Genomic DNA, 24,578 nt, shown 5'->3' with positions numbered 1-24,578 from the left:
TTTTTTATATCATAGTTATTTTTCTAATATTCTGATTTTAATTATTTAGTCTTAACTGATGTTTTTCCTGACCATTTTCCATATACCTTTTCATCATTTGAAACAGCATACCCTCTTACTCTTATATAATATTTTTTGTTACTCTTTAATTTTTTCAAAACAACTGTTGTCTTTGCTACATTAATTGTCTTTGTTGTCTTTTTTGTAAACTTCTTACTTGTTGAATACTGAACAATATATCCTTTGGCATTTGTTACTCTTTTTAAGGTTATCTTAATTTTCTTTTTTAATGATTTCTTTTTAGTAATCTTTGCCTTTCCAACAGTTAAAATATTTTTATCAGCTGTCGGTTGTATAGTTGACTGATTTGCTCCGTCATTATTTGTTGCTTCTGTAACTTTTATTGTCTGTTCCTGTTTATTAGTAGTCTGCTCAGGCTTCTTTGTAGTTGTTTCTGCAATCTTAGTTGTTGTCTCAGGCGTTTTTGTTGTCTGTTCCTGTTTATTTGTAGTCTGCTCAGGCTTCTTTGTAGTTGTTTCTGCAATCTTAGTTGTTGTCTCAGGCGTTTTTGTTGTCTGTTCCTGTTTATTTGTAGTCTGCTCAGGCTTCTTTGTAGTTGTTTCTGCAATCTTAGTTGTTGTCTCAGGCGTTTTTGTTGTCTGTTCCTGTTTATTTGTAGTCTGCTCAGGCTTCTTTGTAGTTGTTTCTGCAATCTTAGTTGTTGTCTCAGGCGTTTTTGTTGTCTGTTCCTGTTTATTTGTAGTCTGCTCAGGCTTCTTTGTAGTTGTTTCTGCAATCTTAGTTGTTGTCTCAGGCGTTTTTGTTGTCTGTTCCTGTTTATTTGTAGTCTGCTCAGGCTTCTTTGTAGTTGTTTCTGCAATCTTAGTTGTTGTCTCAGGTGCTTTTGTTGTTATCTCACCTTTTCCTGTAACATTAACTGTACCTGAAATTTTGTCTGATTCGATACCATCCTTTATCGTACACACCTCTACTGTATGGCTTCCTACTGAATATCCTTCAAATCTATATTCTGCACATCCTACAGCTTCTTTTACTTTTACTCCATCTATATAGATATTGTATAAATTTCCAACTACATTTCCCCATACTACAGAAATAGTATTATCACTTGGACAATTTACCACCAAACCAAATGGTTTTTCAGGTTTATTACCACTAGTAGTTGTTGTTTCTGCAATTTTTGTAGTCGTTTCAGAAACCTTTGTTGTCTCCGGTGCTTTTGTTGTTATCTCACCTTTTCCTGTAACATTAACTGTACCTGAAATTTTGTCTGATTCGATACCATCCTTTATCGTACACACCTCTACTGTATGGCTTCCTACTGAATATCCTTCAAATCTATATTCTGCACATCCTACAGCTTCTTTTACTTTTACTCCATCTATATAGATATTGTATAAATTTCCAACTACATTTCCCCATACTATAGAAATAGTATTATCACTTGGACAATTTACCACCAAGCCAAATGGTGTTTCCGGTTTATTACCACTAGCAGTTGTTGTTTCTGCAATTTTTGTAGTCGTTTCAGAAACCTTTGTTGTCTCCGGTGCTTTTGTTGTTATCTCACCTTTTCCTGTAACATTAACTGTACCTGAAATTTTGTCTGATTCGATACCATCCTTTATCGTACACACCTCTACTGTATGACTTCCTACTGAATATCCTTCAAATCTATATTCTGCACATCCTACAGCTTCTTTTACTTTTACTCCATCTATATAAATATTGTATAAATTTCCAACCACATTTCCCCATACTACAGAAATAGTATTATCACTTGGACAATTTACCACCAAACCAAATGGTGTTTCCGGTTTATTACCACTAGCAGTTGTTGTTTCTGCAATTTTTGTAGTCGTTTCAGAAACCTTTGTTGTCTCCGGCACTTTTGTTGTTATTTCTCCCGAGCTATCTGAAATAGTAAAATCTGTTACTTTTAAAGTCGTCCCTGCAGCTACTTTTCCAAGTGCAAATATAAGCTCTGCGTTTCCTTTTTCTGATGTTATAGTTCCTGCAAATATGTTTTTGCCATTTGTTAAAGTCTTTCTTTGTAATTCAATTCCATCCGTATCATTTTTAAGCAGAACTTCTGCACCTGCCTTATCAGACTCTATTGAAATGGAATAATTATATGTTTTCCCTGCATTAAGGCTAAGTGCATTTGTCTTTAGTTGTGCTCCCCATTCTTTGCTTGTATTGTTATTGCTTCCAATATAAACTTCCAAATCATTTAAATCTGTTCCGCCCTTATAATAGCCTGATGTGCCTGTCCAAGAGCCTGCGAACAAATAATTCCACTGCCCTATATTATGCATATTACCATCATTATTAATTGAAGTCATACTTGAAAATCTGTTAGTTGTAGTTTCAGGCTGAGCAATGCCTTCTTTTTTATTCTTAATTGAAAATGAAGCATCATTTCCCTGAAAAACTCTTACATAATCAACATACATTGTAGCATTTGTAAAATTTGCACTTACAGTCTGATTCAAAGTAAATGGTGAACTATTGCTTCCTAATGCCAAATTTAAAATAATAAAATGGTCTCTCTGAAACTCATCCATTTGTTCACTTGAAATATTCATTGTCTGATAGCAAATACCATCAACATACCATTTCATACAATCCTCATACCATTCAATTGCATATGTATGCCAATTTTCAATTGTATCTATTGCTCCAAAACTTTTTGTTGTCTCACTACCCGCATAAACATGTTCATAATTAGTTGTACTTGGATTCCAATGTAGTGTACCAATTACCTGCGTTTCTGCATTTCTATGTTCCATAATATCAATTTCACCGCATGACGGCCATGGTGATGCACCATATGCGCCATTCCAATTATTACCACTCGCATTATAATTTTGACCTAACATCCAGAATGCCGGCCATACACCACTCTGGCTTCCATTTTCAACACGAAGCTTTGTTTCTATTCTTCCAAATTTACAATATTGTTTATTCTGAGTCTGAATACGTCCTGATGTATATTCACTTCCCTCTTTCTGTGCCTTTATTGCAAGTGCTCTTCCGTCACTCGAACCCGAATCAGAAGATAAATCTGCAATGTAAACGTTATTCGTGCTATCCGTATAGCGCTGTAATTCATTATTTCCCCATCCATTGCTACCATGTCCAATATCATAATTCCATACACTTGTATCCGGTGCCTGACCAACAGTCTGATTAAATTCATCACTCCACACTAATTTCCATGAATTTGAACCCTGATTTGAATTAACTGATGCATCTGCATTAGAAGGTGTAAATACAATCCCTGATGTAACTAAAGCAACAGCTGTTATAAATGCAATTCCTTTTTTAAACATATTAAATAATCCTTTCTTTTTCATTTGTAAATTGTATAAACCATTTTAATTTTACCACTAAACCATTTAAAATAAAGTATCTTTATTTTATAAAAGCTACATTTTTTATAGCAACGAGCCACGTTCTAAAACAAAACCCCTCTGGTGTAAGCTTGCTTACAAACCAGAGGGGTTTTGTTTTAGAATATGGCGACTGCCTAAACGAAATAGATGCGCAGCATCTATGAGTTGGCTCGTTGCTATCTTATTTTCTATCTTGAAATGTGACACTGCCTAAACGAAATAGATGCGCAGCATCTATGAGTTGGCTCGTTGCTATGTTGCTTTTCGTTTTCTAATACGACACTGCCTAAACGAGTTTGTCATTTTTAAATAAAAAAGGTTCATTGAAATTTTGTTTAGTCTCTCAAAAGTCAGACTTAAAAATCTAACTTTTCGTAAGCTATACAATTCATTGAACCTTTTTATTTTTTTATTTTGTTTTATTTGTTTCTCTATTTTACTTTCTTTATTTTGGACCATTTTCCATAAAGATTTACACCATTTTCTTTTCTATATCCTCGAACTTTTACATAATAAATTTTTTTATTTTTTATGTTTTTAATTGTAAAATTAATTTTATTTATATTTAAAGTTCTTGTTGCTTTCGCCTTAAATTTCTTTGATGTTGATATTTTTATCTGATATCCATTAACACCCTTTAAGACTTTAAGCTTAATCGATATTTTATTTGATGCTTTCTTTTTTATTTTTTTAATTTTGGCTCTTTTAATAGTTGCATTAACACATTTCTCATCAGATATAACAACTGTTGTTACATTAGTTTCTTCTTTTTGCTGTGTCGTTACTTTTTGTGTTGTCTTTTCTGTTTCTTTCTGTGTATCTGATTCATAATTAAGTGCTGTTGTTGTAAATTCATTCTGCCATGGGAAAGTTCCTTCATCACCATTCTTTTCTGTTTTAACTATTTCCCCGGCTCTTGCATTTGCAGAATACAACAATCCGCTTCCCATTATCACTGCCATAGCCAATAAAACCCATACATATGTTTTTTTACTAATATTACTCATGTCTTTCACCACTTAAAAGTCTGATTATTTATTCTTAACTTTCTTTACCTTACTCCATTTTCCATATACTTTCTTTCCATCTACAATCACATATGTTCTTGCCTTAACAAAATACTTCTTACCGGCTTTCAATTTTTTAACAACTGCCTTTGCCTTTTTTGTGTTTATTGTAACAGTTGTTTTCTTTTTAAATTTTTTGTTTAAAGAAACCTTTATCTGATAACCATTTACTCCTGCAACTCTTTTAAGTTTAACTGTTGCTTTTTTTGCTGATTTTTTCTTAATTGCTTTTTTGATTACAGGTGCTGTCTGATTATTTACTGTATACACAGTTGCTCCGCCAATTGTAGTCTCTGTTGCTGTTGATGTAGAAATTGCAGAAGTTCCACCTACACTTGTTGGCTGTGCATTTGAGTTATTATTTGTTGTTACATTCTGTGTTGTTGTTTCCGATGCCTTTGTTGTTTCAGGCGCTTTTGTTGTTGTCGTCTCTGGTACTGTTGTTGTTTCCTGTGCCTTTGTTGTCGTCTCAGGCGCTTTTGTTGTTGTTTCAGGCGCTTTTGTTGTCGTCTCTTGATGAGATGTTGTAAAAATATCTTCTCCCCAATTATCGCCATTTCCTTTTGTTGTAGCATCTATAGTTGTCGTCTCAGGTGCAGTTGTTGTGAATTCATCATTCCATGGGAATGTTCCTTCATCTCCATTGTTTTCTGTCTCACCTGCATAAAATTCTGCCTCCCAAGGAAGTGTCCCCTGGTCTCCATTAACTTCAGATGTAGTTCCCTCTGCATATGTAACCTTATGTCCAAATCCACACATTACTGTTCCAACTAATGCAGTTGAACAAATTACCGCCATAACTTTTTTCCATGCGATTTTTGAAATCATTATTAATACCTCTCTTCTTCCATATAATTACTTTTTATTCTAACATTTATCAATTTATTATTCAATGAAATATTACTTTGTAAATACTATTCTATGAGTTGTTTTGCTTATTTTGTGAGTTGCCGATTGCATACATATGTTAGTTTATAGTTTGTTGTTTTTAGGATAATTTGTAGATATCTGTTATTTTGTAAATTATAAATGCAAAAAATAAAATAGGTAAAGGATTTAATTATTAAACAAATCAATATCTAATCCTCTACCTACTTTATTTTATTAAAAGTATAACTCTAAATTTCTGATTATATCTTCATATGACACCATATCATTCTAAGATTATATGATTATTCTCCATCATATGCTATAACAGCCCCCTGATATTTTTCTTCAATAAACTGTTTAATTTCATCTGATTTCAAAACATCAACCAATGCTTTAATCTTTTCGCTGTCTTCATTTCCTTCTTTTACAGCAATTACGTTTACGTATGTTTTAGCTGCTTCTGAATCTGATTTTTCATAAGCTAAAGCATCCTTACTTACTGTGTAATTTGCTTCAAGTGCGTAATTTCCGTTTAATACTACAAATGCTGTTTCATCAACAACTCTTGGTACCTGTGCTGCTTCTAATTCTACAATTTCTACATTGTATGGATTTTCAACAATATCATTTACTGTAGCCTTTATTCCTGCACTATCTTTTAATTTTATTATTCCGTTATCCTGTAATAATAAAAGTGCTCTTGCTTCATTTGTTGTGTCATTAGGTACTGCAATTTTATCGCCTTTAGCAATATCCTTTAAATCTTTTTTTGTTCCCGGATAAATTCCAAATGGTTCATAATGAATCTTTCCTGCAATTGCAAGATGTGTTCCTTTTTCTTCATTGAACTGCTCTAAATAAGGAATATGCTGAAAATAGTTTGCATCAAATTCTCCACTTTCTACTACGTTATTTGGCTGAACATAATCATCAAATACTTTTACCTCTAATGTGTAACCCTTCTTTTCAAGCAAAGACTTTGCCTCTTCTAGAATCTCTGCGTGAGGTGTTGCTGAAGCTGCAACTGTTATCTTTTTATCATCACTTGCCTTTGCTGAATCTTTACTATCACTCTTTGCTCCGCATCCTGTTAATGCTCCTACTGCTAAAATTCCTGTTAATACTACTGCTAAAATTTTCTTTCTCATATTTCTTTCCTCTTCTTTCCTTTTTATTTTCAAGTTATTAATATTTTTTGTTTTAAAATTTGTTTATATTAATTAATTTTGCAAAATTATTTAAGTTATTAATTTATTTTCTTTTATCAAGTCTTGATGCAACTACCATTCCTACTGACTGAAATACCTGTACAAGAACTACAAGTAACACAACTGTTACAATCATTATTGCTGAATCATATCTATAATATCCATATCTAATTGCGATATCACCTAGGCCTCCGCCTCCGACTGTTCCTGCCATAGCCGAATAGCCAAGAATTGTTCCTATTGCAATTGTTGCTCCTGTTATAAGTGATGTTCTTGATTCTAAAATCATCACCTTGACAACTATGGTAAAATCATTTGCTCCCATAGCTCTTGCCGCTTCTATAACTCCATAATCTACTTCCTTTAATGAAGATTCAACCATTCGGGCTATAAATGGGATTGCTGCTACTACCAACGGTACAACTGTTGCCGACGAGCCATAACTCTGTCCCACAATTAATTTTGTTAATGGAATTACTAAAATCAACAAAATAAGAAATGGAATACTTCTTACAATATTAGCTAATATGTCTAATACTTTATATGCAACTCTATTTGGTTTAAGCCCATCTTTGTCAAATACTGCTAACAACACCCCCATCGGCAGTCCAAATAAATATCCAACGGCTGTAGACAACAATGTCATATAAAGCGTTTCCAATATTCCATTCAAAATCATATTGTTTACTTCACTACTCCACATAATTGTCCACCTCCTCTATCTCTAAACCTCTTTCTATCAAATATTCTTTCATCTTTTCTACATTATTGCTATCTTCCTGAAATCCTAATATCATTTCTCCTTTAGCAACTCCACCAACATTTTTAGTATTGGCTTTGAGAATATTTACCGGTTCATTAAATTGTAAAATCATATTTGCAATTACAGGTTCAAATGATGAATTCTCTGAAAATACAATTCTTACATTCTTCCCTTTGCTGATTTTTGCTGCCACCTTTCCTGTATTTTCAATATCATTTCCCAAATCTCTGCTAATAAGTTCTCTCGCTACATCTGATTTAGGGTGTGTAAATATTTCTGATACTTTTCCATCCTCAACAACTTCCCCTGACTTCATAATTGCTACATGCGAACAAATCTCTCTGACTACTGACATCTGATGTGTAATAATTACAATCGTTATTCCAAATTTCTGATTTATCTCTTTTAGCAAATCAAGTATTGACGCTGTTGTCTGCGGATCTAAAGCACTTGTTGCTTCATCACAAAGAAGAATTTTAGGATTTGATGCCAACGCTCTTGCAATTGCAACTCTCTGTTTTTGTCCTCCTGAAAGCTGAGCCGGATATGCTTTTGCCTTATCACTAAGTCCTACAATTTCAAGTAATTCTTTTGCTCTTTTTCTAGCCTCTGTCTTTTTCTTCCCATGTATATAAAGTGGAAAGCATATATTTTCAAGAACACTCTTTTGCATAAGCAAATTAAAATGTTGAAATATCATTCCGATATCTTCTCTTTGCTTTCTAAGTTCTTTCTTAGAAAAACTACCAAGTTCTTTTCCTTTAATAAAAATTTTTCCCTCTGTTGGTTCTTCCAAATAATTAATACATCTTACTAATGTACTTTTTCCTGCACCGGACATACCAATGATTCCATATATATCTCCCTGCTCTATTGATAAATTTACATTTTTCAAAGCCTGAACATTTCCATCTTTTGTAGAATATGTTTTACTTACATTTTGAATTAATATTTCTGACATGCCCTCACCTCATTTCCATTTTCAATCTAATCAGCATATATACATTTTTCTGTATCTAATCAACTTGTTTTATTAATATAATTAAATTAGCACTTTCTATGTACTTTTTTAACTTTATTAAGTTATTATATATTGTGACTTAATTTTCTTTGTTTCAATTGTTTTATTCCTTATGTTTTCAAAGTATAGCACCTTAGTAGAAATTGTGCTAATCGAAAAAAAATACAGCTTGTTATAGGTTTTGTCTATAGCAAGCTGTATTTAAGCATGTTATTCTAATGCTTTATCTTTAAATTTACTTATTTCTTCCAAATATTTCCTTCCCAAAGGACTTACCGTTACTCCTTTTCTTACGATATAGCCTATAGTCATTATTTCATCCGACTTTAACTTTACCGCACAATACTCTTCTCCATTTAATTCCTCACAGATAATTCCTGAGCATAATGTATATCCATTAAGCCCAACCATAAGATTAAGAAATGTTGCTCTGTCATTCGCCTTAATAAGCCTTTTATAACTATAAGTACTTAATACTTCTTCTGCAAAATAAAACGAATTATTTTTTCCCTGGTCAAATGATAAGCATGGATATTCTTCAAGTTCTTCAAGCGTAACCTCTTTTTTATTTGCCAATGGATGATTTTTCCACAAATATGCATATATATGACACTTTAATATTTCATGAAATTCAACACCTGATTCCTTAAAAAGCTTAGTTAACACTTTTTTATTAAAATCATTTATATATAAAATACCGATTTCACTTTTGAAATTTTTTACATCTTCAATTACATCATAAGTTTTCGTTTCATGAACTTCAAACTCGTATTCATCCATACCAAACTGCTTTACCATTTCCACAAATGCACTTACTGCAAATGTGTAATGTTGCATTGATACACTGAATTTTTTCTTTGATTCTTTTTTATCAATATACTTATTTTCTATTAAATTGTATTGTTCAACTACCTGTCTGGCGTATCCAATAAATTCCTCTCCCTCAGGAGTAACTGATATTCCTCTATTAGTTCTTCTGAATATTTCTATTCCGGCTTCTTCTTCTAATTCTTTAATAGCCGCAGAAAGACTCGGCTGTGATATGAACAGATTTCTAGCCGCTTCATTCATTGAGTCTGAATTAGCAACTGTTATTGCATATCTTAACTGTGTTAAAGTCATAACTCCTCCTAATTTGTCGAACTCCTTTTTTCGCCAACTATATTTTAGCATACTTAATCACAATGATTCTATACAAATATTATAACTTTTCGCTTTTATCTCTTGGTTATAAAATATCCTAGCTACTTTTCTCCATATGCTACATTGCTAAATTACCTATATGATAAACTTTAAAGTGTAATTTTTTAAAATAATAAAGCTACCGGCATAAACTGTGCCGATAGCTTTATAGATTTATGAAATATTTAGAAATTAATTGTTTTTAACTTTAACAACTTTACTCCATTTACCATATACTTTGCTTCCACTTACTTTCTTGTAAGCTCTTGCTTTTACGAAATATGTCTTGTTAGCTTTTAATTTCTTAACTGTTACTTTAACGCTCTTAGCATTAACTGTAACTGTTGTCTTCTTATCAAATTTCTTGCTTGTTGATACCTTAACCTGATATCCTGCTGCTCCATTTACCTTCTTAAGTTCAATTGAAGCTTTCTTTGCTGATTTCTTCTTTGTAGCTTTCTTAATAGCTGCTTTCTTAACTGTAACTCTTGAAGGAGCTGCTGCTGTTGTTGCTGCTGTTGTTGCTGTTGGTGTTGGTACTGCTGTTGGTGCTGCTGTTGGTGCTGCTGTTGTTGGTACTGCTGTTGTTGTTTCAGGAGCCTTTGTTGTTTCAGGAATATCTTCAATTACACCTTCTGCTGTAATTTCTGTATCTTCCTTGATTTCAATCTTGTATGTTCCATCTTCTGCTACAACTACTTCTACACCATTAGCTTTAACAACCGGCTTACTATCCTTTGTATATCCTGCTGCTAATTCAAGCTTAACTGTATACTCTGTTCCGTATACAACACTTGCTTCATCTTCTGTTGTTAATGTATATCCTGTTCCATTTGTTAATGTAACATTTAACTTTCTACCTGTTCCAACTTCTACTTCTGCATCTTCAGATGTATTGTAATTCTTGCTGTCAGCATATCTTACAAAATACTTTCCTGCTTTTACATTTGCAATTTCTGTTCCTGTAACTGCTGTATATTCTTCTTCACCTTCAGCTCTATATTCCATTTCATCTGTAACGCCTGTAATCTTACCATCAGCATTTTCTTCTAATGTAGATGCAACTGATTCAATTCCTTCAGGTGCAGTTCTGTCTGCTTTAGTAATTTCAAATTTAACTGTCTTTGTTGTTGCCTTAGCTTTGTTATCATCACTCCAGTAATAATTGTCAGCATCTTTTAATGTAAGTTCAACATCATATGTTCCTACATCAACTCCACCTTCATTCTTTGTTACTGTGTAATCATCTGTATCTTCAATATCTGCTACAACTGTTTCACCTGTATATGTCTTACTTTCAATTACAGGTGCATCAACTGGAGTTTTTGTTGTATAAACTTTAGCATCATCAACTGTTACATTTAAGCCTACACCGATTTCATTAATTACATAACCCCATCCGTTGCTACCGCCTGAAAGAGAAACTTTAACATATCTTACTCCGGCTTCTGCGTAATCCTTTAAATCTAAATCAATGATATTTAAATCTGCTGTTCCTGCGTTGTCTTTTTTGCATGTGTAACCAGTACTTTCTGCTACTGTTGTATATTTTTCTCCATCTAATGAGAATTCAACCTTTGTATCAGATGCATATGTTCTTGGATTAGAATATGCTAAAACTAATTTTTCAAACTGTGAAGGAATATATGAATTTCCTAAATCAAGAACAACACTTGCTTCCTGACCTCCTGCTGTTCTGATTGCAACGTCACTACCTTCACCGCTTGCAATACTTCCATCAATTGCTACTCCGGCATTATCAATAGTATATTCATCATTATAATATGATGAAACTTCTGTTATCTTAGCCTCCGGATTATTCTTAATATTCGCAATATTATTTGCTCCTGTAACTAATTCAGAGATATCTGTAACTTTTACTGTTTCTGTTGCTTCAATCGCATCTGAAACATCCATATCATCACATACGGCTCTTGCTGTAATTGTATATTCACCTGCATCAACACCTGTTTTTGTGTATGACTTTCCGGCTTCAACATTATCACCAATTACCTTGTCACCTGCATATACCATATATTTATATCCTGCTTCAACCTGACCTTCTGCTGCTTCAACAGAATATGTAATAGAATTGTATGCATCAGATGTTGCTGTAACTCCTGCAGGAGCAGATGCCTTTTCCATTTCTACAGGTCCCTGTGGATTTTCTGAGAATACAGCAATTTCTGTAATCTGTGTTCCCCAGTTAACTGCCTGATTTACATTTATTCTTACTTTTCTAACATTTCCCTTAAGGCTGTCTTTATCAAGTACCTTAGCGACCATGTACTGAGAGCCATCTTTTTGGTCTATAGATGCTCCTGCCGGGTATTCTGTTACAGATGCAACTGTCTTAAATATTGTATCACCAAACTGAATATCAAATCCGTTTGCCGGATATAATTCCCCCCGACCATTTCTAAACCATACTACTACTTCATCAATACTTGAAGCTGCATATGACTCTCCTAAATCTACTTCAAAATATCCCGGTGTTGTAACACCAACATAATTGCCATTCCACTTATACCAAATACCATCTGTAAGTGTTGTTGAATCATTGTTTCCCTCTTTATAATTACTTACTGATGATGATTTCTGATATGCAAGGTTTCTGTCTGTTGTAAGCCATCTTACTTCATCACTAACCGTTACCTCTTCAATAGTAACATCTGTTACAGTAAATGTCTGTCCAGCCTTAACTACGCCACTAAGATCTTTAGTAACCTTAATCTGTCCGTTTTCATCAGCTATTGCCATTTCTTCCCATGAATTTTCTGTTCCATCAACTGTATACTTAATATTATATTTATAGAACTTTCCACCTTCTAAATTACCAAAAACCTTTTCAAGCTGTAGTCCCCAAGCCTGAGCTGCAGTATTTATAACATATACAGATACTGTATTCTGTCCATCAGCTCCATCTTTAGCTGCTGCTGAAACTCCTGACCATGAATTGCCTGAATACAGATTCCATTCTGAACCATCTACATCATTCTTGTCTCCAACTTTGTAGATTAAATTCTCTCCCAATGGATTCCATCCTTCATTAAGTAAGGTATATCCTTCAGGAACAGCTTCTTCTCCATCCAATAAAGCAATTCCATATTGATCTGCCGCACTAACATTCTTTACCTGATAGCCTGTAGCGCTTGTAACAACCATTGCTGCCGCAAGACCATATGAGCAGGCTAACTTAATTCCTTTCCTAATTTTCATTTTATTGTCTCCCTTCATAATGTGCTACACATTTATTATGTGCCCCAATGTTGTTTTAAATTTTATCATAATTATGTGCACATTTCAACAATATCACAGTTTAAAAAACATTTTTATTGTGCACATTGCACAATATATTTTGCTACTACTTATTTTTTGTTTTATTGTATAAAATACACAATTAGTGAAAGATTTATCAGTATTTTTCTCTGTTTTATTATATTTTTTCCACAAATAAAAATAGTTCAAAAAAAAGGAGAGTAGTAAAAACTACTCTCCTAAATTAGTTTGGTTGTATTAAATTACTTGTTAGCTATTTTTATTACTTTACTCCATTTACCATATACTTTGCTTCCACTTACTTTCTTGTAAGCTCTTGCTTTTACGTAATATGTCTTGTTAGCTTTTAATTTCTTAACTGTTACTTTTACGCTCTTTGCATTAACTGTAACTGTTGTCTTCTTAGCAAATTTCTTGCTTGTTGATACCTTAACCTGATATCCTGCTACTCCACTTACTTTCTTAAGTACAATTGAAGCTTTCTTTGCTGATTTCTTCTTTGTAGCTTTCTTAATAGCAACTTTCTTAACTGTTACTTTTGCTGGTGCTACTGTTGTAGCAGGAGCTGTTGTTGTTGGTGCTACTGTTGTAGTTGTTGCTGTTTTTGCAGTTGTTGTTTCAGCTGGCTTTGTTTCTGTCGGTTCTGTTACTTCCGGCTGTGTTTCAGCTGGCTTTGTTTCTGTTGGTTCTGTTACTTCCGGCTGTGTTTCAGCTGGTTTTGTTTCTGTTGGTTCTGTCTCTCCATCCTTTGTAAATGTCATAGTAAATGTCAACTGTGAATTTGCAACTGCATTTCCTAAATTCATAAAGATTGTAGGATAATCAGCCTTTGAAACATAATCTAAATTTAATTCATGTGTTCCTTCTTCAAATGTAACATTATTATCTTTTCCGTTTACCTGAAGGTTAGCTCCAAATGTAGCTGTAGAAGTATAAGCAACTTTAACTTTATAATTTACTCCATCTCCACTTGCTTCTAATGGTCCAAATACCTGTTTATCTGCAGGAACTTTTGCCTGTGTATTCCAGTCTCCACCGCCTGCTTCTAAAAATTTAAAGTCAGCTGTTACGGCATTCTTTGTTGCTGTTCCCTTATATTTCATGCTTCCAACAGTAAACACCTGCCATGGCAAAGATGTTGTCCACTGGCTCTTTGATGATGAATAATAACCTTCTTCATCTGTCTGCTGTGCTGTTGTTGTTTCTATTTCAGTAGCTTCTGTGCATGTAATTCCACCAAAATCAAGTACTGTTCCAGATGGCATGCCACTCAAATCAAGTGCCATAACTCTTGATTCTGAAGTAGCCTTAAACTGAAGTGCAACTTCATTCTCACCCTCTTTAATTTCTAGTCCTACTTTTGCCACATCAGGGTTTTCAACTTTATATATAAGTTTACCTGCCTTAGATGAATTAAATTTTAATTTCAAATCATATGTAGTGTCTTTTGTTAATCCTGTAACAGTGTGCTTAGCCTGCAATTTCCAACTTCCTAAATTGCCATCTGATGAAATAATCTTTAAACTTAAATCATCAACCTTACTTCCGGCATAAGCCATTTCTCCTGTATTTGATCCCCATTTACCTGCATATAAAGTCCAATCACCTACAGTTGTGTTCTTCTCATTTTCAAGTGTTGTGTAATCACTCTCTTCATATGCACTTACCTGCAACACCTGATAAGCAGATACGCTTGAAAATACCATTGCTGTTGCACACGCATATGCCAATACCTTTCTTGAAATCTTATTAAATTTCATTTTATTCTCCTTTCAATATCCTGGTTATAAAAACCTTTTTATTACATATTTCATTCTAGCACATTGTTTTATGCATTACAACCAATAATATTGTAATTTTCACAATTTAATTAGTATAATTGCACGGCATATTTGATTTTATCTGTTTCGTTTTTTGTAAAATACTATTGAAACATTTTCATATTTACATTTTATTTTCAAATAATACTATAACATTTCTAATTATATCGATTAAAAAAATCATTTATAAAATTTTTTTATAAAATAAACTCCGGCATCACTATAAATGTGCAAAATTTCCTTTAAATTAAAAATCTCTCTAACTGCTTTTCAGTAAGAGAGATTTTAATTTATTTTTTATTTTTGCATTACTAACTTTGGTGTTCTGTCCACTCTGAATATTCCCCAGTTCTTCTCTGCTTCATTTGGCCTGTTGCCACCTTTCCAAGGTTCATCAAAAGCTTCAAACATATAAGATATTATTTTTTCTTTGTCTGACCAATCCCAGAATTCTTCATAATATCTCTTCTGATTTTCTTCATTTGCCTGACCTTCCTTCATCTGAGAAAAATCAGCACAATCAGTCGCCCAGCCTACTTCTGAAAAGATAACAGGCTTATCAGGATATAAATCACATATCTTCTTATACCATTCTTTGTTGACTGCCAATGCTTCTTCTACTGTATTTCCATACCAAAGAGGGTATGAATGTACGCTTATAATATCAAGATATTTGGCAAGTTCCTGAAGTTTTACCCATTCAAATGCACCTTCATTAAATGTTACAGGCAAATTTGTTTCTGCTTTTAATCTTTTTGCAAAAGATATTAATCTTTCTACCGGAACATTATTAGCTCCCCACTCAGGAGTATTTTCATTTCCTATAGAAACTGCGTTTATTATGTCACTATTTTCATTTGCAATTCTTATAAGATTATCAATTCGTCTGTCATTAAATTCTGCCCTTTTAGCTAATTCTTCATCAGTATAGACTTCTTTGACCCACGAGCATCCCGGATTATTAACTTCTGAAATCAGTTCAGGTCCGAGCATTACCTTGATTCGCATTCCGCAATCTCTAATAACCTGACATGTCATTTCCGCATATACAACCGGCGAATACATTCTTATATATTTAAATCCTTCATTTTCAATTATTCTTAAATCTTCCTTTATCTCATCGTATGTTGGATACGTTTCATTTAATGGGCTTTGATTTTCTCTGTACCCTGAATAGCATATTGCTCTTCCCCATTCAAACATTTTCTCTTTTCCTTTCAACTTCCTGATTTTATTTTACAAAACAATAGTGGAAATTAGCATTTCTTTATTATCATCTCCGTATGTCTCTGTTAGCATTTTATCAATATAGCGGAGAACCCATAGATTCCCCGCTATGCTTTAATCTTTAAATTTACTTCAGTTTTAATATTCAAATCAAAAAAATATAAACTTTCTATTGTAATACAACCACAATATCAGCCTTATCACCAAATTTGTCTACATCTTCTTTTGCAATCGTATCTGTTTCGCCGTATCTTTGTCCGTCAATATAAATAACTGCAACTTTATAATCGCCTGCGTCTTTACACATGCCATTCTTATAAGTTACATGTATATTTGTACCTCTAAACATACAACTTACTGAAGCTTCTCCATTTTCAAACTGTTTAGCTAAAAGCTTTGGTTTAAATTTAAGCGCTCCGATTTCACCTTTTACTCCATACATTTCATTTAAAACTGTAAGAAGCATCCAGCTTGCAGCCCCTGTAAGGTAATGGTACATTCCTCTTCCACGCTGACTGATATATTCAGGTACTCCCGGATATATTCCACTTACTTTATAGTCATTACAATGTTTAAACAGAGTATTTATAACCTGATATCCTTCTTTTGCAAATCCTCTCTGATATAATGCATTTGCATACATTGTTGCCATGTGACAGAATACTGCTCCATTTTCTTTATGACCATATGCGAATCCAAAAAGTCTTCCAAGATCAGTTTTTACTTCTTTAAAATCAGTGTTCAATCTATATCCACCAACTTTTTCATCATAAAGATATTTATCTGCTGCTGCAGTAATGTCTTTTATCTGTTCTTTAGTTGCTGTTCCTGCCATAATTGTAAACACCTGAGCTGTAATCATCATTCTTACACCGGATTCAAAATCACCATCGACAGCATTTCCATGATTGTCATAGTAACCATTAAACCATGAGTAACCATCTTTACTCTTAATCCATTCTGTATTTCTGATATGCTCTGCTATCCACTGTGACATTCTATTAAGTATTGTACAAAGCTCTGTACATTTTACATTTACTTTTTCACCACTTACACTATGCTTTACCTGTTCACAGTAGCTGTATAACACTTCATGTTTTTCGTCTATACTATCATAAACTGTTGGATCAACATTTAATAATAAAAGCATTTCTTTAGCTAATTCGACAGTTTCATTTCCTGTCATGTCAGCATAACTCTTTATAAGTTTTGCCATATTTCCAAGATTTCCACCATAAAGTGCTGTAAATGCTACACTTTCGCCTCTCTCATCAGCCATATCAAGACCATCGTTCCAGTCAGCCCCTCTAAGTCTAATATGATTATGTTCACCTACATCATAGAAAGATGTCAAATGTTGCATAAGCATATGTTCAAGTACTGTTCCTTCATATACTTCTCCATCATTTGTTAACTGCTTATTTCCCTGTGCATCATTCCACTCTAAGTCTTTCTGTTCACCACGGCAAACCTGTGGATCCTTAAAATATGCATTTTTCTCTGTTAAAAATTCTATATCACCACTTTGTTCAATGTATAACTCCGTTGTCAGATATGGCCATGCGCCATGATCCATCCATACTCTTGTGATATTATTTCTATCAGCAATAAATTCGCCCTGCTTAGAACCAATAATTGTTGCATTTGTTCCATCTAATCTGACTCCACCAAAATTATCAATTAACATGCCACGAACTTTAGCCGGTTCCATAATTAAGAGTGCAAGGCAATCCTGCCATAAATCTCTCCATCCTCTTCCACCTTTTCCATAATCATGGTGTGGTAAGAATGAACATCCATAAATTCTTCTTAGCATCGGTTGGAAGTTTACCCAATGCATCCAATTGTCAAATTCCTTGTCTGCTGAACTATAACTTACATTTATTTTTTTCTGCCAGAATTCCTTTGTTTCCTCTAAATATTTATCAAATTCTTCCACAGATAAATACTTTTTACTTAGTTCATTTATATCATTCATTGATTCGCCGTAACCTAAAGCTACTACGAAAGTTCTTGACTGCTTTGGCATTAATGTTACTTTTTCAAACTGCATCGCTGCTACAGTTTCATAACCGTCAACTTCTTCTCCTTCCTTGTATGGTAATGGCATGTTTTTCATCACATAATATGGATTTTCAAAATTTCCGCCATTTCCTATGAATTCTTCTGTAACAGGGCAGAAACTTTCAGGATTAACCATTTTCTCAAATCCTGTCATTTTAGCTAATGTCGCATAATAAACTTTATTAAGATTATGACCTCTTTCGTCAAATGTTAATGTAGGATTAATTACTACACCGTCTTTTATTGTGTATGTTCTATGTAATAATGATGTAACGTGTCTATGGTCACGAATGTTTGACGCAGAACGTGCATACATAGGTATTGCTACTGTAGGTGTAAATTCTACTTCTCCCTCTGTATTGTTAGTAATTACAATCTTAGTAAGTTCTACTTTATCATCAGTAGAAGGTACAAATGATGTAATTTTAGCTGACAATCCAAATTCATCTGATTTTCTTTCTATTTCATGCCACATAATACCTGCAGTTAATTTCACATCATCTTTTTTATCTGTAAACAACTGTGCCTGTTGCATTGCAGATCTACCTGTAACAGACCATGCTCCTTTTCCTTCAACATAAACCCAGAAATTTCTGCTTGATTTGTTATTATGTAAATTTTCACTACTTACAGGCTCTAACAAAAATGTATTCTGATCTAACTTAATGTCACCACCTAAATCAGGAGTAATTGCACTCATCATTCCTGCTTCATTTGCAAGTGGAAAATACATATAACTTGTTAAATCAGGATTGTCCAGTGTAAATGTACCTTTTTTATCTATATATTTAAGACTTCCCATTTCTTCTCCTCTTTCTAATATACTCAAGTAAGCGTTCGCAAAAACCACAGCCCGTATCCTTTGTATGTCTTTATAAGTGTGTAAAATGTTAATTTTTTATAAAAATTTGCGTTTTTTGCAATCACTATTCACACAAAAGGCGGACACCCTCCTGGATCTCCGCCTATTCATTTAGCAACTATTTAAAATAAACAGTAATCTTGTCTACTTTTCCATCACGTACAGCTTCTGCTAATTCGCCTGTAATCTTATTTTCAGTAGAAACTACTTTTCCGTCTATTTCTACTTTATCAACTACTGCTGCATCAGCACCATATGTATCTTTTCCTGTGTTGTTTACATATGTTACATCACAAGTTGATAATAATCTGAATGTAGCCTTTCCTTCATCAAATAACCATTTTGCAAGCTTTGGTGTGAAGTTAAGTACTAATTCTCCATTTTCATATGTAAATACTTTTCCACCTGTAAACATTTCAATCCACATTGAAATCATTTCTGTTGTAGAACCTGAAAGTCTTGCAACAAAACCTCTTCCGTGAATGTCTTCATTTGGATTTGCACTTGATGCGATAAATGATGAATTTTCAAGAATACTTCTTCCATACATATTTGGATCTAAGAATGGAACTAACGCTCTTGTTACTGTTTCGTAGAATTCATCATATAATCCCGCTTTAATCATTGCCAACATATATTTATATTCCATGTGAAGGAATACATTTTCTCTTTCCTGCCATCCTGGTGTAAATGCACGGCAACGTCCATTTTCCATTGAGCATTCTTCGATTGAAGCTGATGTCTTATACATTCCAAGTTTGCTATCGTAAATATCTGTCTTTTTAACATTATTAAACATTTCACGTGCTGTGTCTGTATCAACATATCCCATCATTCTTGCAGGTCCTTCAAGGAAGGCTGGAAGTGGAACTGCCTTAAAGCCTTTAACTTTAGCTTTCTGTAATCCATAATGACTCATTACAGGATTTCCATCAGCATCTACAACTGGTTCAAAGTCAGTTACTTCATGTGTAAAGTATGTAGGAACTACGCCTTCACCAATTTCAACTGCTTTTGCAATGCCTTTTTCAATCTTAGCTTCAAATGCTTTGAAGATTTCAACTATTTCAGATTTAGCAAGAGCTGTTTCTTCTCCACTAAAGTAAAGTTTAATTGTTTCTCTATAATTTTCTCTGATTGTTGCAACTGCATCCCAATATTCAAAATCGTTAAGTTCGCCTGCATTTGCCTTATCTAATGTAGCCTTAACATCTCTTAAATACTTAGCAATTTCAGCAGGCATTACGATTTTGCCTTCGCCTTCGAAATTGTCAATGATGAAGTTTACAAGTCTCTTTAATTCAAATGTTTCAGGTGTACCTGAACCAAATAATCCAGGAAGTCCGTTCATGGCATCATTCCATCCCGGTTTTCCACCTTCCATTTCAACACCCATTCCGTCAACATCAAGCTGAGCGAATTTGCTAAGTGCTAAAATAATCATCTTAACTGATAATGTTGTCATATATGGCTTCTGGTCTTTTGTCTGTAACCAGTTTGTAGCCCATTTATTAAATCCAGGTCTTGCAAGTTTTTCTTCATCTTCAACTTCCATACCATACTGACGTACAGCACCTTTGTTGTTAATTACGTATTTTTCATCACGTGGTACAACTGTTGCTACACTGTCATAGAATTTATATGTTTTGTCTTCGAATAAGAACTCATCAATCTTATCTGGGAAAATGCTTAAGTAGTTGTCTACTAAATCCATATTGTAATCCCAGTGATCACTCCAATAACCTTCAGCAAATCCTGCTTCAATGTTCTGATTACAGTTATTTAAAATATTTGCAATGAATTCTCCATCATCAATCTTAAGTTCTAACTGAAGTTTTGCAATTGTGTTTGAAATCTGTCCCGGTGTAAATTTACCTGCAACAATTTCCTTAATTGCTGTAGCATCACCGTTAATTGATTCTTCAACATAAGCCTGAACTTCATCTTCTTTTCCTTCAATTACATTGAAAAGACTTGGTCTTACTTCAAGTGGATTGTATCCATCTGCCTGAATAAGACTAAAGAATGTCTTAACATTGAAGTCACCAACGTCCTTCTTGAAGAATACATCATTTCTTCTGTTCTGAGATACATCTCTGAAGTTACCATTACCCTGTGAATAATATTCAGCAGCGATTGAGAAAAAGTTGTAATCTCTTTCAGGGTCACCATGTTTTCTACTGAACAAGTGAATTACTGACTTATTTCCATCTTTGTTTAATACATATGGATATCCACCTCTTAAGAAGTTATCTAAGTAACACTGTTCTACATACTGGTCAAATATTCCGGCTGCTGTCTTTGTCTTAATATCTGAAGTGAAGCTATCTGCTAATTCTTCTGCTTCTTCAAATTTCTTATCTAAATAACCAGGTACTGTGAAATCTGCAAGTTTAGCATTAATCTGTTCAACTGAACCTGCAAAACCAATCATTGTTGAGAATGAGAAGTCTTCCCCGGCTTTAATTTCTGCCTTAAATGGAGTAAATCCACAAGGTACTTTATTAGCAAAACACTGTTTCTTTGCTAATACTTTATCAATTCCACCTTCTACAAAATTAACAGGTTTCATAAGAGATAAGTCATAACCATAAACTGTATCTACATCATAGATTACATCCTGTAATTCATTATCCTTAATTGTTAAATAGTAGTAACCACCTTCAACGTCTGATACTTCAGCTGAATCCTTTGTTGAAGCTCTAAGTGTATAATATGGAACTTTGTTTTCAAGGTTCTTAATGTCTGCCCAGCTTTTAAATAAGTTAGACATTTCCTTAAATTCACCATTTGCAATTCCGTATGTAATAATCTTTGGAAGACCATCTACGATTTCGATGTTCTTAACCTTATCTCCTGTATTCTTAACAGAAACCTGTCTTACAAGAGCTCCGATACTTTCATTTGGAAGTACATAGTAATTTACTGTAACCTCAATACCATATTTAGTATTATTTTCAATAATCTTGAAACTGTTTTTATTCATTCTGATTGAACGTTTTGCATCATCTTCATACTGGAAAAATGGTTCATAGTACTGTCCATCAATTTTTAAGAATGTTCTAAAACCTTTTACCTGTGTGTTTTCAAATGCTGTATTAGCTGAGTTAAATTCCATAATGGCATTTCCCTTGTTGCCAATACCAAAACTATTCATTCCCTGTCCTCTGTTAGTGTAGAATGTCCACATTGGAATTCCTTTAACACCTGCAAGACCTGGCAAAAAGCTTGAAAAAGCCGGCATTCTATCATAATCATCTATAACAAAAGTCTTACCTTCAAGTCTGTAGTTACTCATTTTATTACTCCTTTTTTTATCATTATATTTATCTTTATGCTTACGCTAATAATTTTCTTTTTTATCTTTCTTTTGCTCTACCACATGAGCTTCTATAAACCATTTTTGGTGATAATTTAGTTACTGTTCCATTCTTATCATCATCTGATTTGAGCAATCTGAAAAGCTCATTTGCGCTTACACTACCCATTTCTGCAATTGGGCTGTGTACTGTTGTAAGAGGTACTCCATAATAAGGACTAATTGTACTGTCATCATATCCGATAACACTTACATCTTCAGGTACTCTCACACCGATATCCTGAAATGCCTGAATAACGCCCCATGCCATTTCATCATTTGCACAGAACATAGCATCTGGGATATCAATTCCTTTTGATAACAGTGATCTCATTTCACTGTACGCAAGTGATTCCTCATAATATCCTCTGACTTCTAATTCCTTATCGATTGGGAGATTGTTCTTTTCCATCATCTCCGCATATCCGGCATAACGATGTTCATCGTCACCGCTTTCGTTACCATGCATGTAACCGATTCTCTTATGACCAAGTTTAATCAAATGGTCAACTGCCATAGATGCTCCTAATTTGTCATCTACAAATACTCCTGAAATATTTTTTCCCTTACAATTTCTATCAATAAATACCATTGGAATATTAACTGTTGCAATTCGCTTTACATAATCGCCTGTTAAATCTTCATGATAAATTATTGCTCCTGCTACGCCTGATGCAATTATCATACGATATATTTCATCCGGTGAGTTGTCATTACTTACATATATGTTTAATAAGTAATCGTTTAATTTGCATTGCAAATGAATTGCCTGTGTTAAAACCTTATAGAAATCTCCCTGTAAACTTGTTACAAATAATCCTATTGTATTCTTTCTATTAGATTTTAATAACTTTGCATTCATATTAGGGATATAATGCAATTTTTCAACCGCCTCTAATACTTTCTGTTTTGTATCTTCACTTACGATGTCAGCATTGTTAAATACATTAGAAACCGTAGATATTGCAACTCCTGCTTCTCTAGCAACATCTTTAATTGTAACCATGTTATTCCCTCCTAAGGTTTTATTATATCTGTCACCCGCCACTTAACGGGTGACAGTCAATTTTATCTTACTGATATACTCTTACATAGTCAACATAATAGTAGTCTTCATATGTCTGAATATTTCCATTTGTTCCTGTTAATGTCCATCCATCTGTTGTAACTGTTCCTGCAGCGTTACCACCGATTGCACAGTTAAGAATGAAGAAGAATGAATGATCAAATACCCAAGCTTCATTGAAAATACTTGCACTGAATTTTGAAGGATCATATACACCAACTACTCTTCCATCTACCATGAATGTGATTGAATTTTCATTCCATTCTGCTGTATATGTATGGAAATCTGCTGCTGCAGTAGCCTGTGTAAGACCTGTGTCATAATTCTTATTTCCATGAGATGTTGACTGGTTATTAAAATATGGGCAATGGATTGTCTGTGGAACTCCACCGTTCATTGCTTCTAAAATATCAATTTCACCACATAATGGCCATGTTTTTGTATCATTGTTTGCTCCAAGCATCCATCCTGCTGACCAAGTACCTTTTGCTTTAGATGCCTTTGCTCTTATTTCCATTCTACCATAAGTAAATTCTCTTTTACCTTTAGTATTAATTCTTGTTGATGAGCAATATACAGGTTTCTTAGCAACTAAATCATATTCCATTCTAGGAATAATTACTAAACAACCATTTTCAAATTTAATGTTCTTTCCTTCTGTATAATCCTGAAATTCTTCATTACCCCATCCATTTGCTCCTGTTTCATATTTCCATGAATTGAGGTCTAAACTGTTTCCATTAAATTCATCTGACCAAGTCAACTTCCAAGTTTTTACGCTTGCAACATTTGAATATTCGCTACTAGCAATTGCTTTTTTGCCTGCTTTAGCATAAGCTTTTACTTTATAGTAATATGTTGCACCACCGGCTACATTCTTAATTGTAGTTTTTGTTTTTTTACCTTTTTTTACTGTAGCAACCTTCTTAAATCCCTTGTTCTTATTTGTTGATTTGTAGATATAATAACCTGTTGCTCCTTTTACTTTCTTCCAAGATACAGTAACGTTTGAAGCTGTTTCTGTACTTGAAGCAATGCTAGCCTTAACACCTTTTACCTTAGTTGGTGTAACAGTAACCTTAACTGTTGCTGTTCCGGCACTTGATGATAATTTAATTTTTGCAATACCGGCTTTTTTACCTTTTACTGAACCTTTGCTGTTAACTGAAGCAACTTTGCTATTGCTTGTAGAGTATTTAACTCCCTTTGCTAATGTAGCGATACCATATGATTCGCCTATTGAAATAGTTGTCTTTTTGCCTGTCAAAACCTTGATAGCTGCATCTGTTTGAGTTGGCATAACACCAATTATAGAAACAACCATTAATAATGATAAAACAACTGATGTGATTTTTTTCATTGCTTTCATTTG

The 24,578-nt window shown here is 33.6% G+C and carries 14 protein-coding genes; all 14 read right to left on the bottom strand.

Annotated elements, in window-relative coordinates; translation table 11 throughout:
- Positions 1-41: 41 nt before the first annotated feature.
- On the bottom strand, positions 42-3,356 hold the full coding sequence (locus CCC31_RS09035; RefSeq protein WP_290851011.1) for a family 16 glycosylhydrolase: 3,315 nt from the start codon (positions 3,354-3,356) through the stop codon (positions 42-44).
- A 494-nt stretch (positions 3,357-3,850) separates the two neighbouring features.
- The gene (locus CCC31_RS09030; RefSeq protein WP_022088252.1) at positions 3,851-4,426 is read right to left on the bottom strand and encodes a hypothetical protein; all 576 of its coding nucleotides are present in this window, start codon (positions 4,424-4,426) and stop codon (positions 3,851-3,853) included.
- 24 nt (positions 4,427-4,450) lie between these two features.
- Positions 4,451-5,314, bottom strand: a complete 864-nt coding sequence (locus tag CCC31_RS09025; protein WP_290851008.1) for a hypothetical protein — start codon at positions 5,312-5,314, stop codon at positions 4,451-4,453.
- A 344-nt stretch (positions 5,315-5,658) separates the two neighbouring features.
- Positions 5,659-6,504, bottom strand: coding sequence for a MetQ/NlpA family ABC transporter substrate-binding protein (locus CCC31_RS09020; RefSeq protein WP_290851007.1), 846 nt, complete (start codon positions 6,502-6,504; stop codon positions 5,659-5,661).
- A gap of 103 nt (positions 6,505-6,607) precedes the next feature.
- A complete protein-coding gene (locus CCC31_RS09015; RefSeq protein WP_178515413.1) occupies positions 6,608-7,267 on the bottom strand; it encodes a methionine ABC transporter permease in 660 nt (219 codons plus the stop codon).
- On the bottom strand, positions 7,257-8,288 hold the full coding sequence (locus tag CCC31_RS09010; protein WP_022088256.1) for an ATP-binding cassette domain-containing protein: 1,032 nt from the start codon (positions 8,286-8,288) through the stop codon (positions 7,257-7,259). The genes CCC31_RS09015 and CCC31_RS09010 overlap by 11 nt, the downstream gene beginning before the upstream one ends.
- Positions 8,289-8,558: 270 nt before the next feature.
- Positions 8,559-9,470 carry a LysR family transcriptional regulator gene (locus CCC31_RS09005; RefSeq protein WP_117910613.1) on the bottom strand — a complete coding sequence of 304 codons (912 nt, stop codon included), beginning with the start codon at positions 9,468-9,470 and terminating at the stop codon, positions 8,559-8,561.
- A gap of 252 nt (positions 9,471-9,722) precedes the next feature.
- Complete coding sequence (locus CCC31_RS09000; RefSeq protein ID WP_290851002.1) at positions 9,723-12,749, bottom strand: discoidin domain-containing protein; 3,027 nt, start codon at positions 12,747-12,749, stop codon at positions 9,723-9,725.
- A 302-nt stretch (positions 12,750-13,051) separates the two neighbouring features.
- Positions 13,052-14,569, bottom strand: a complete 1,518-nt coding sequence (locus CCC31_RS08995; RefSeq protein ID WP_290851000.1) for a hypothetical protein — start codon at positions 14,567-14,569, stop codon at positions 13,052-13,054.
- A gap of 357 nt (positions 14,570-14,926) precedes the next feature.
- Positions 14,927-15,832, bottom strand: a complete 906-nt coding sequence (locus CCC31_RS08990; protein ID WP_290850998.1) for a glycosyl hydrolase family 17 protein — start codon at positions 15,830-15,832, stop codon at positions 14,927-14,929.
- Positions 15,833-16,025: 193 nt separating this feature from the next.
- Complete coding sequence (locus CCC31_RS08985; RefSeq protein ID WP_290850996.1) at positions 16,026-18,722, bottom strand: cellobiose phosphorylase; 2,697 nt, start codon at positions 18,720-18,722, stop codon at positions 16,026-16,028.
- A gap of 178 nt (positions 18,723-18,900) precedes the next feature.
- The gene (locus tag CCC31_RS08980) at positions 18,901-22,080 is read right to left on the bottom strand and encodes a cellobiose phosphorylase (RefSeq protein ID WP_290850994.1); all 3,180 of its coding nucleotides are present in this window, start codon (positions 22,078-22,080) and stop codon (positions 18,901-18,903) included.
- A gap of 61 nt (positions 22,081-22,141) precedes the next feature.
- Positions 22,142-23,146, bottom strand: coding sequence for a LacI family DNA-binding transcriptional regulator (locus CCC31_RS08975; protein WP_022088818.1), 1,005 nt, complete (start codon positions 23,144-23,146; stop codon positions 22,142-22,144).
- A 67-nt stretch (positions 23,147-23,213) separates the two neighbouring features.
- Positions 23,214-24,575 (bottom strand): family 16 glycosylhydrolase, encoded by a 1,362-nt coding sequence (locus CCC31_RS08970; RefSeq protein WP_290850992.1) that lies wholly within the window; start codon positions 24,573-24,575, stop codon positions 23,214-23,216.
- Positions 24,576-24,578 lie beyond the last annotated feature (3 nt).

The organism is Eubacterium sp. LMAG:50 (assembly GCF_008680265.1).
Taxonomy (GTDB): Bacteria; Bacillota; Clostridia; order Lachnospirales; family Lachnospiraceae; genus Eubacterium_U; species Eubacterium_U album.
The sequence above is the reverse complement of the archived record's forward strand: the minus strand, read 5'-3'. Positions and strand labels throughout refer to the sequence as shown.

Coding starts and splice junctions, on each gene's coding strand:
- CCC31_RS09035 (WP_290851011.1), bottom strand. CDS start 3,356: ATGTTTAAAAAAGGAATTGCATTTATAACAGCTGTTGCTTTAGTTACA.
- CCC31_RS08990 (WP_290850998.1), bottom strand. CDS start 15,832: ATGTTTGAATGGGGAAGAGCAATATGCTATTCAGGGTACAGAGAAAAT.
- CCC31_RS08995 (WP_290851000.1), bottom strand. CDS start 14,569: ATGAAATTTAATAAGATTTCAAGAAAGGTATTGGCATATGCGTGTGCA.
- CCC31_RS08980 (WP_290850994.1), bottom strand. CDS start 22,080: ATGAGTAACTACAGACTTGAAGGTAAGACTTTTGTTATAGATGATTAT.
- CCC31_RS08970 (WP_290850992.1), bottom strand. CDS start 24,575: ATGAAAGCAATGAAAAAAATCACATCAGTTGTTTTATCATTATTAATG.
- CCC31_RS09020 (WP_290851007.1), bottom strand. CDS start 6,504: ATGAGAAAGAAAATTTTAGCAGTAGTATTAACAGGAATTTTAGCAGTA.
- CCC31_RS08975 (WP_022088818.1), bottom strand. CDS start 23,146: ATGGTTACAATTAAAGATGTTGCTAGAGAAGCAGGAGTTGCAATATCT.
- CCC31_RS09015 (WP_178515413.1), bottom strand. CDS start 7,267: ATGTGGAGTAGTGAAGTAAACAATATGATTTTGAATGGAATATTGGAA.
- CCC31_RS09030 (WP_022088252.1), bottom strand. CDS start 4,426: ATGAGTAATATTAGTAAAAAAACATATGTATGGGTTTTATTGGCTATG.
- CCC31_RS09025 (WP_290851008.1), bottom strand. CDS start 5,314: ATGATTTCAAAAATCGCATGGAAAAAAGTTATGGCGGTAATTTGTTCA.
- CCC31_RS09000 (WP_290851002.1), bottom strand. CDS start 12,749: ATGAAAATTAGGAAAGGAATTAAGTTAGCCTGCTCATATGGTCTTGCG.
- CCC31_RS09010 (WP_022088256.1), bottom strand. CDS start 8,288: ATGTCAGAAATATTAATTCAAAATGTAAGTAAAACATATTCTACAAAA.
- CCC31_RS08985 (WP_290850996.1), bottom strand. CDS start 18,722: ATGGGAAGTCTTAAATATATAGATAAAAAAGGTACATTTACACTGGAC.
- CCC31_RS09005 (WP_117910613.1), bottom strand. CDS start 9,470: ATGACTTTAACACAGTTAAGATATGCAATAACAGTTGCTAATTCAGAC.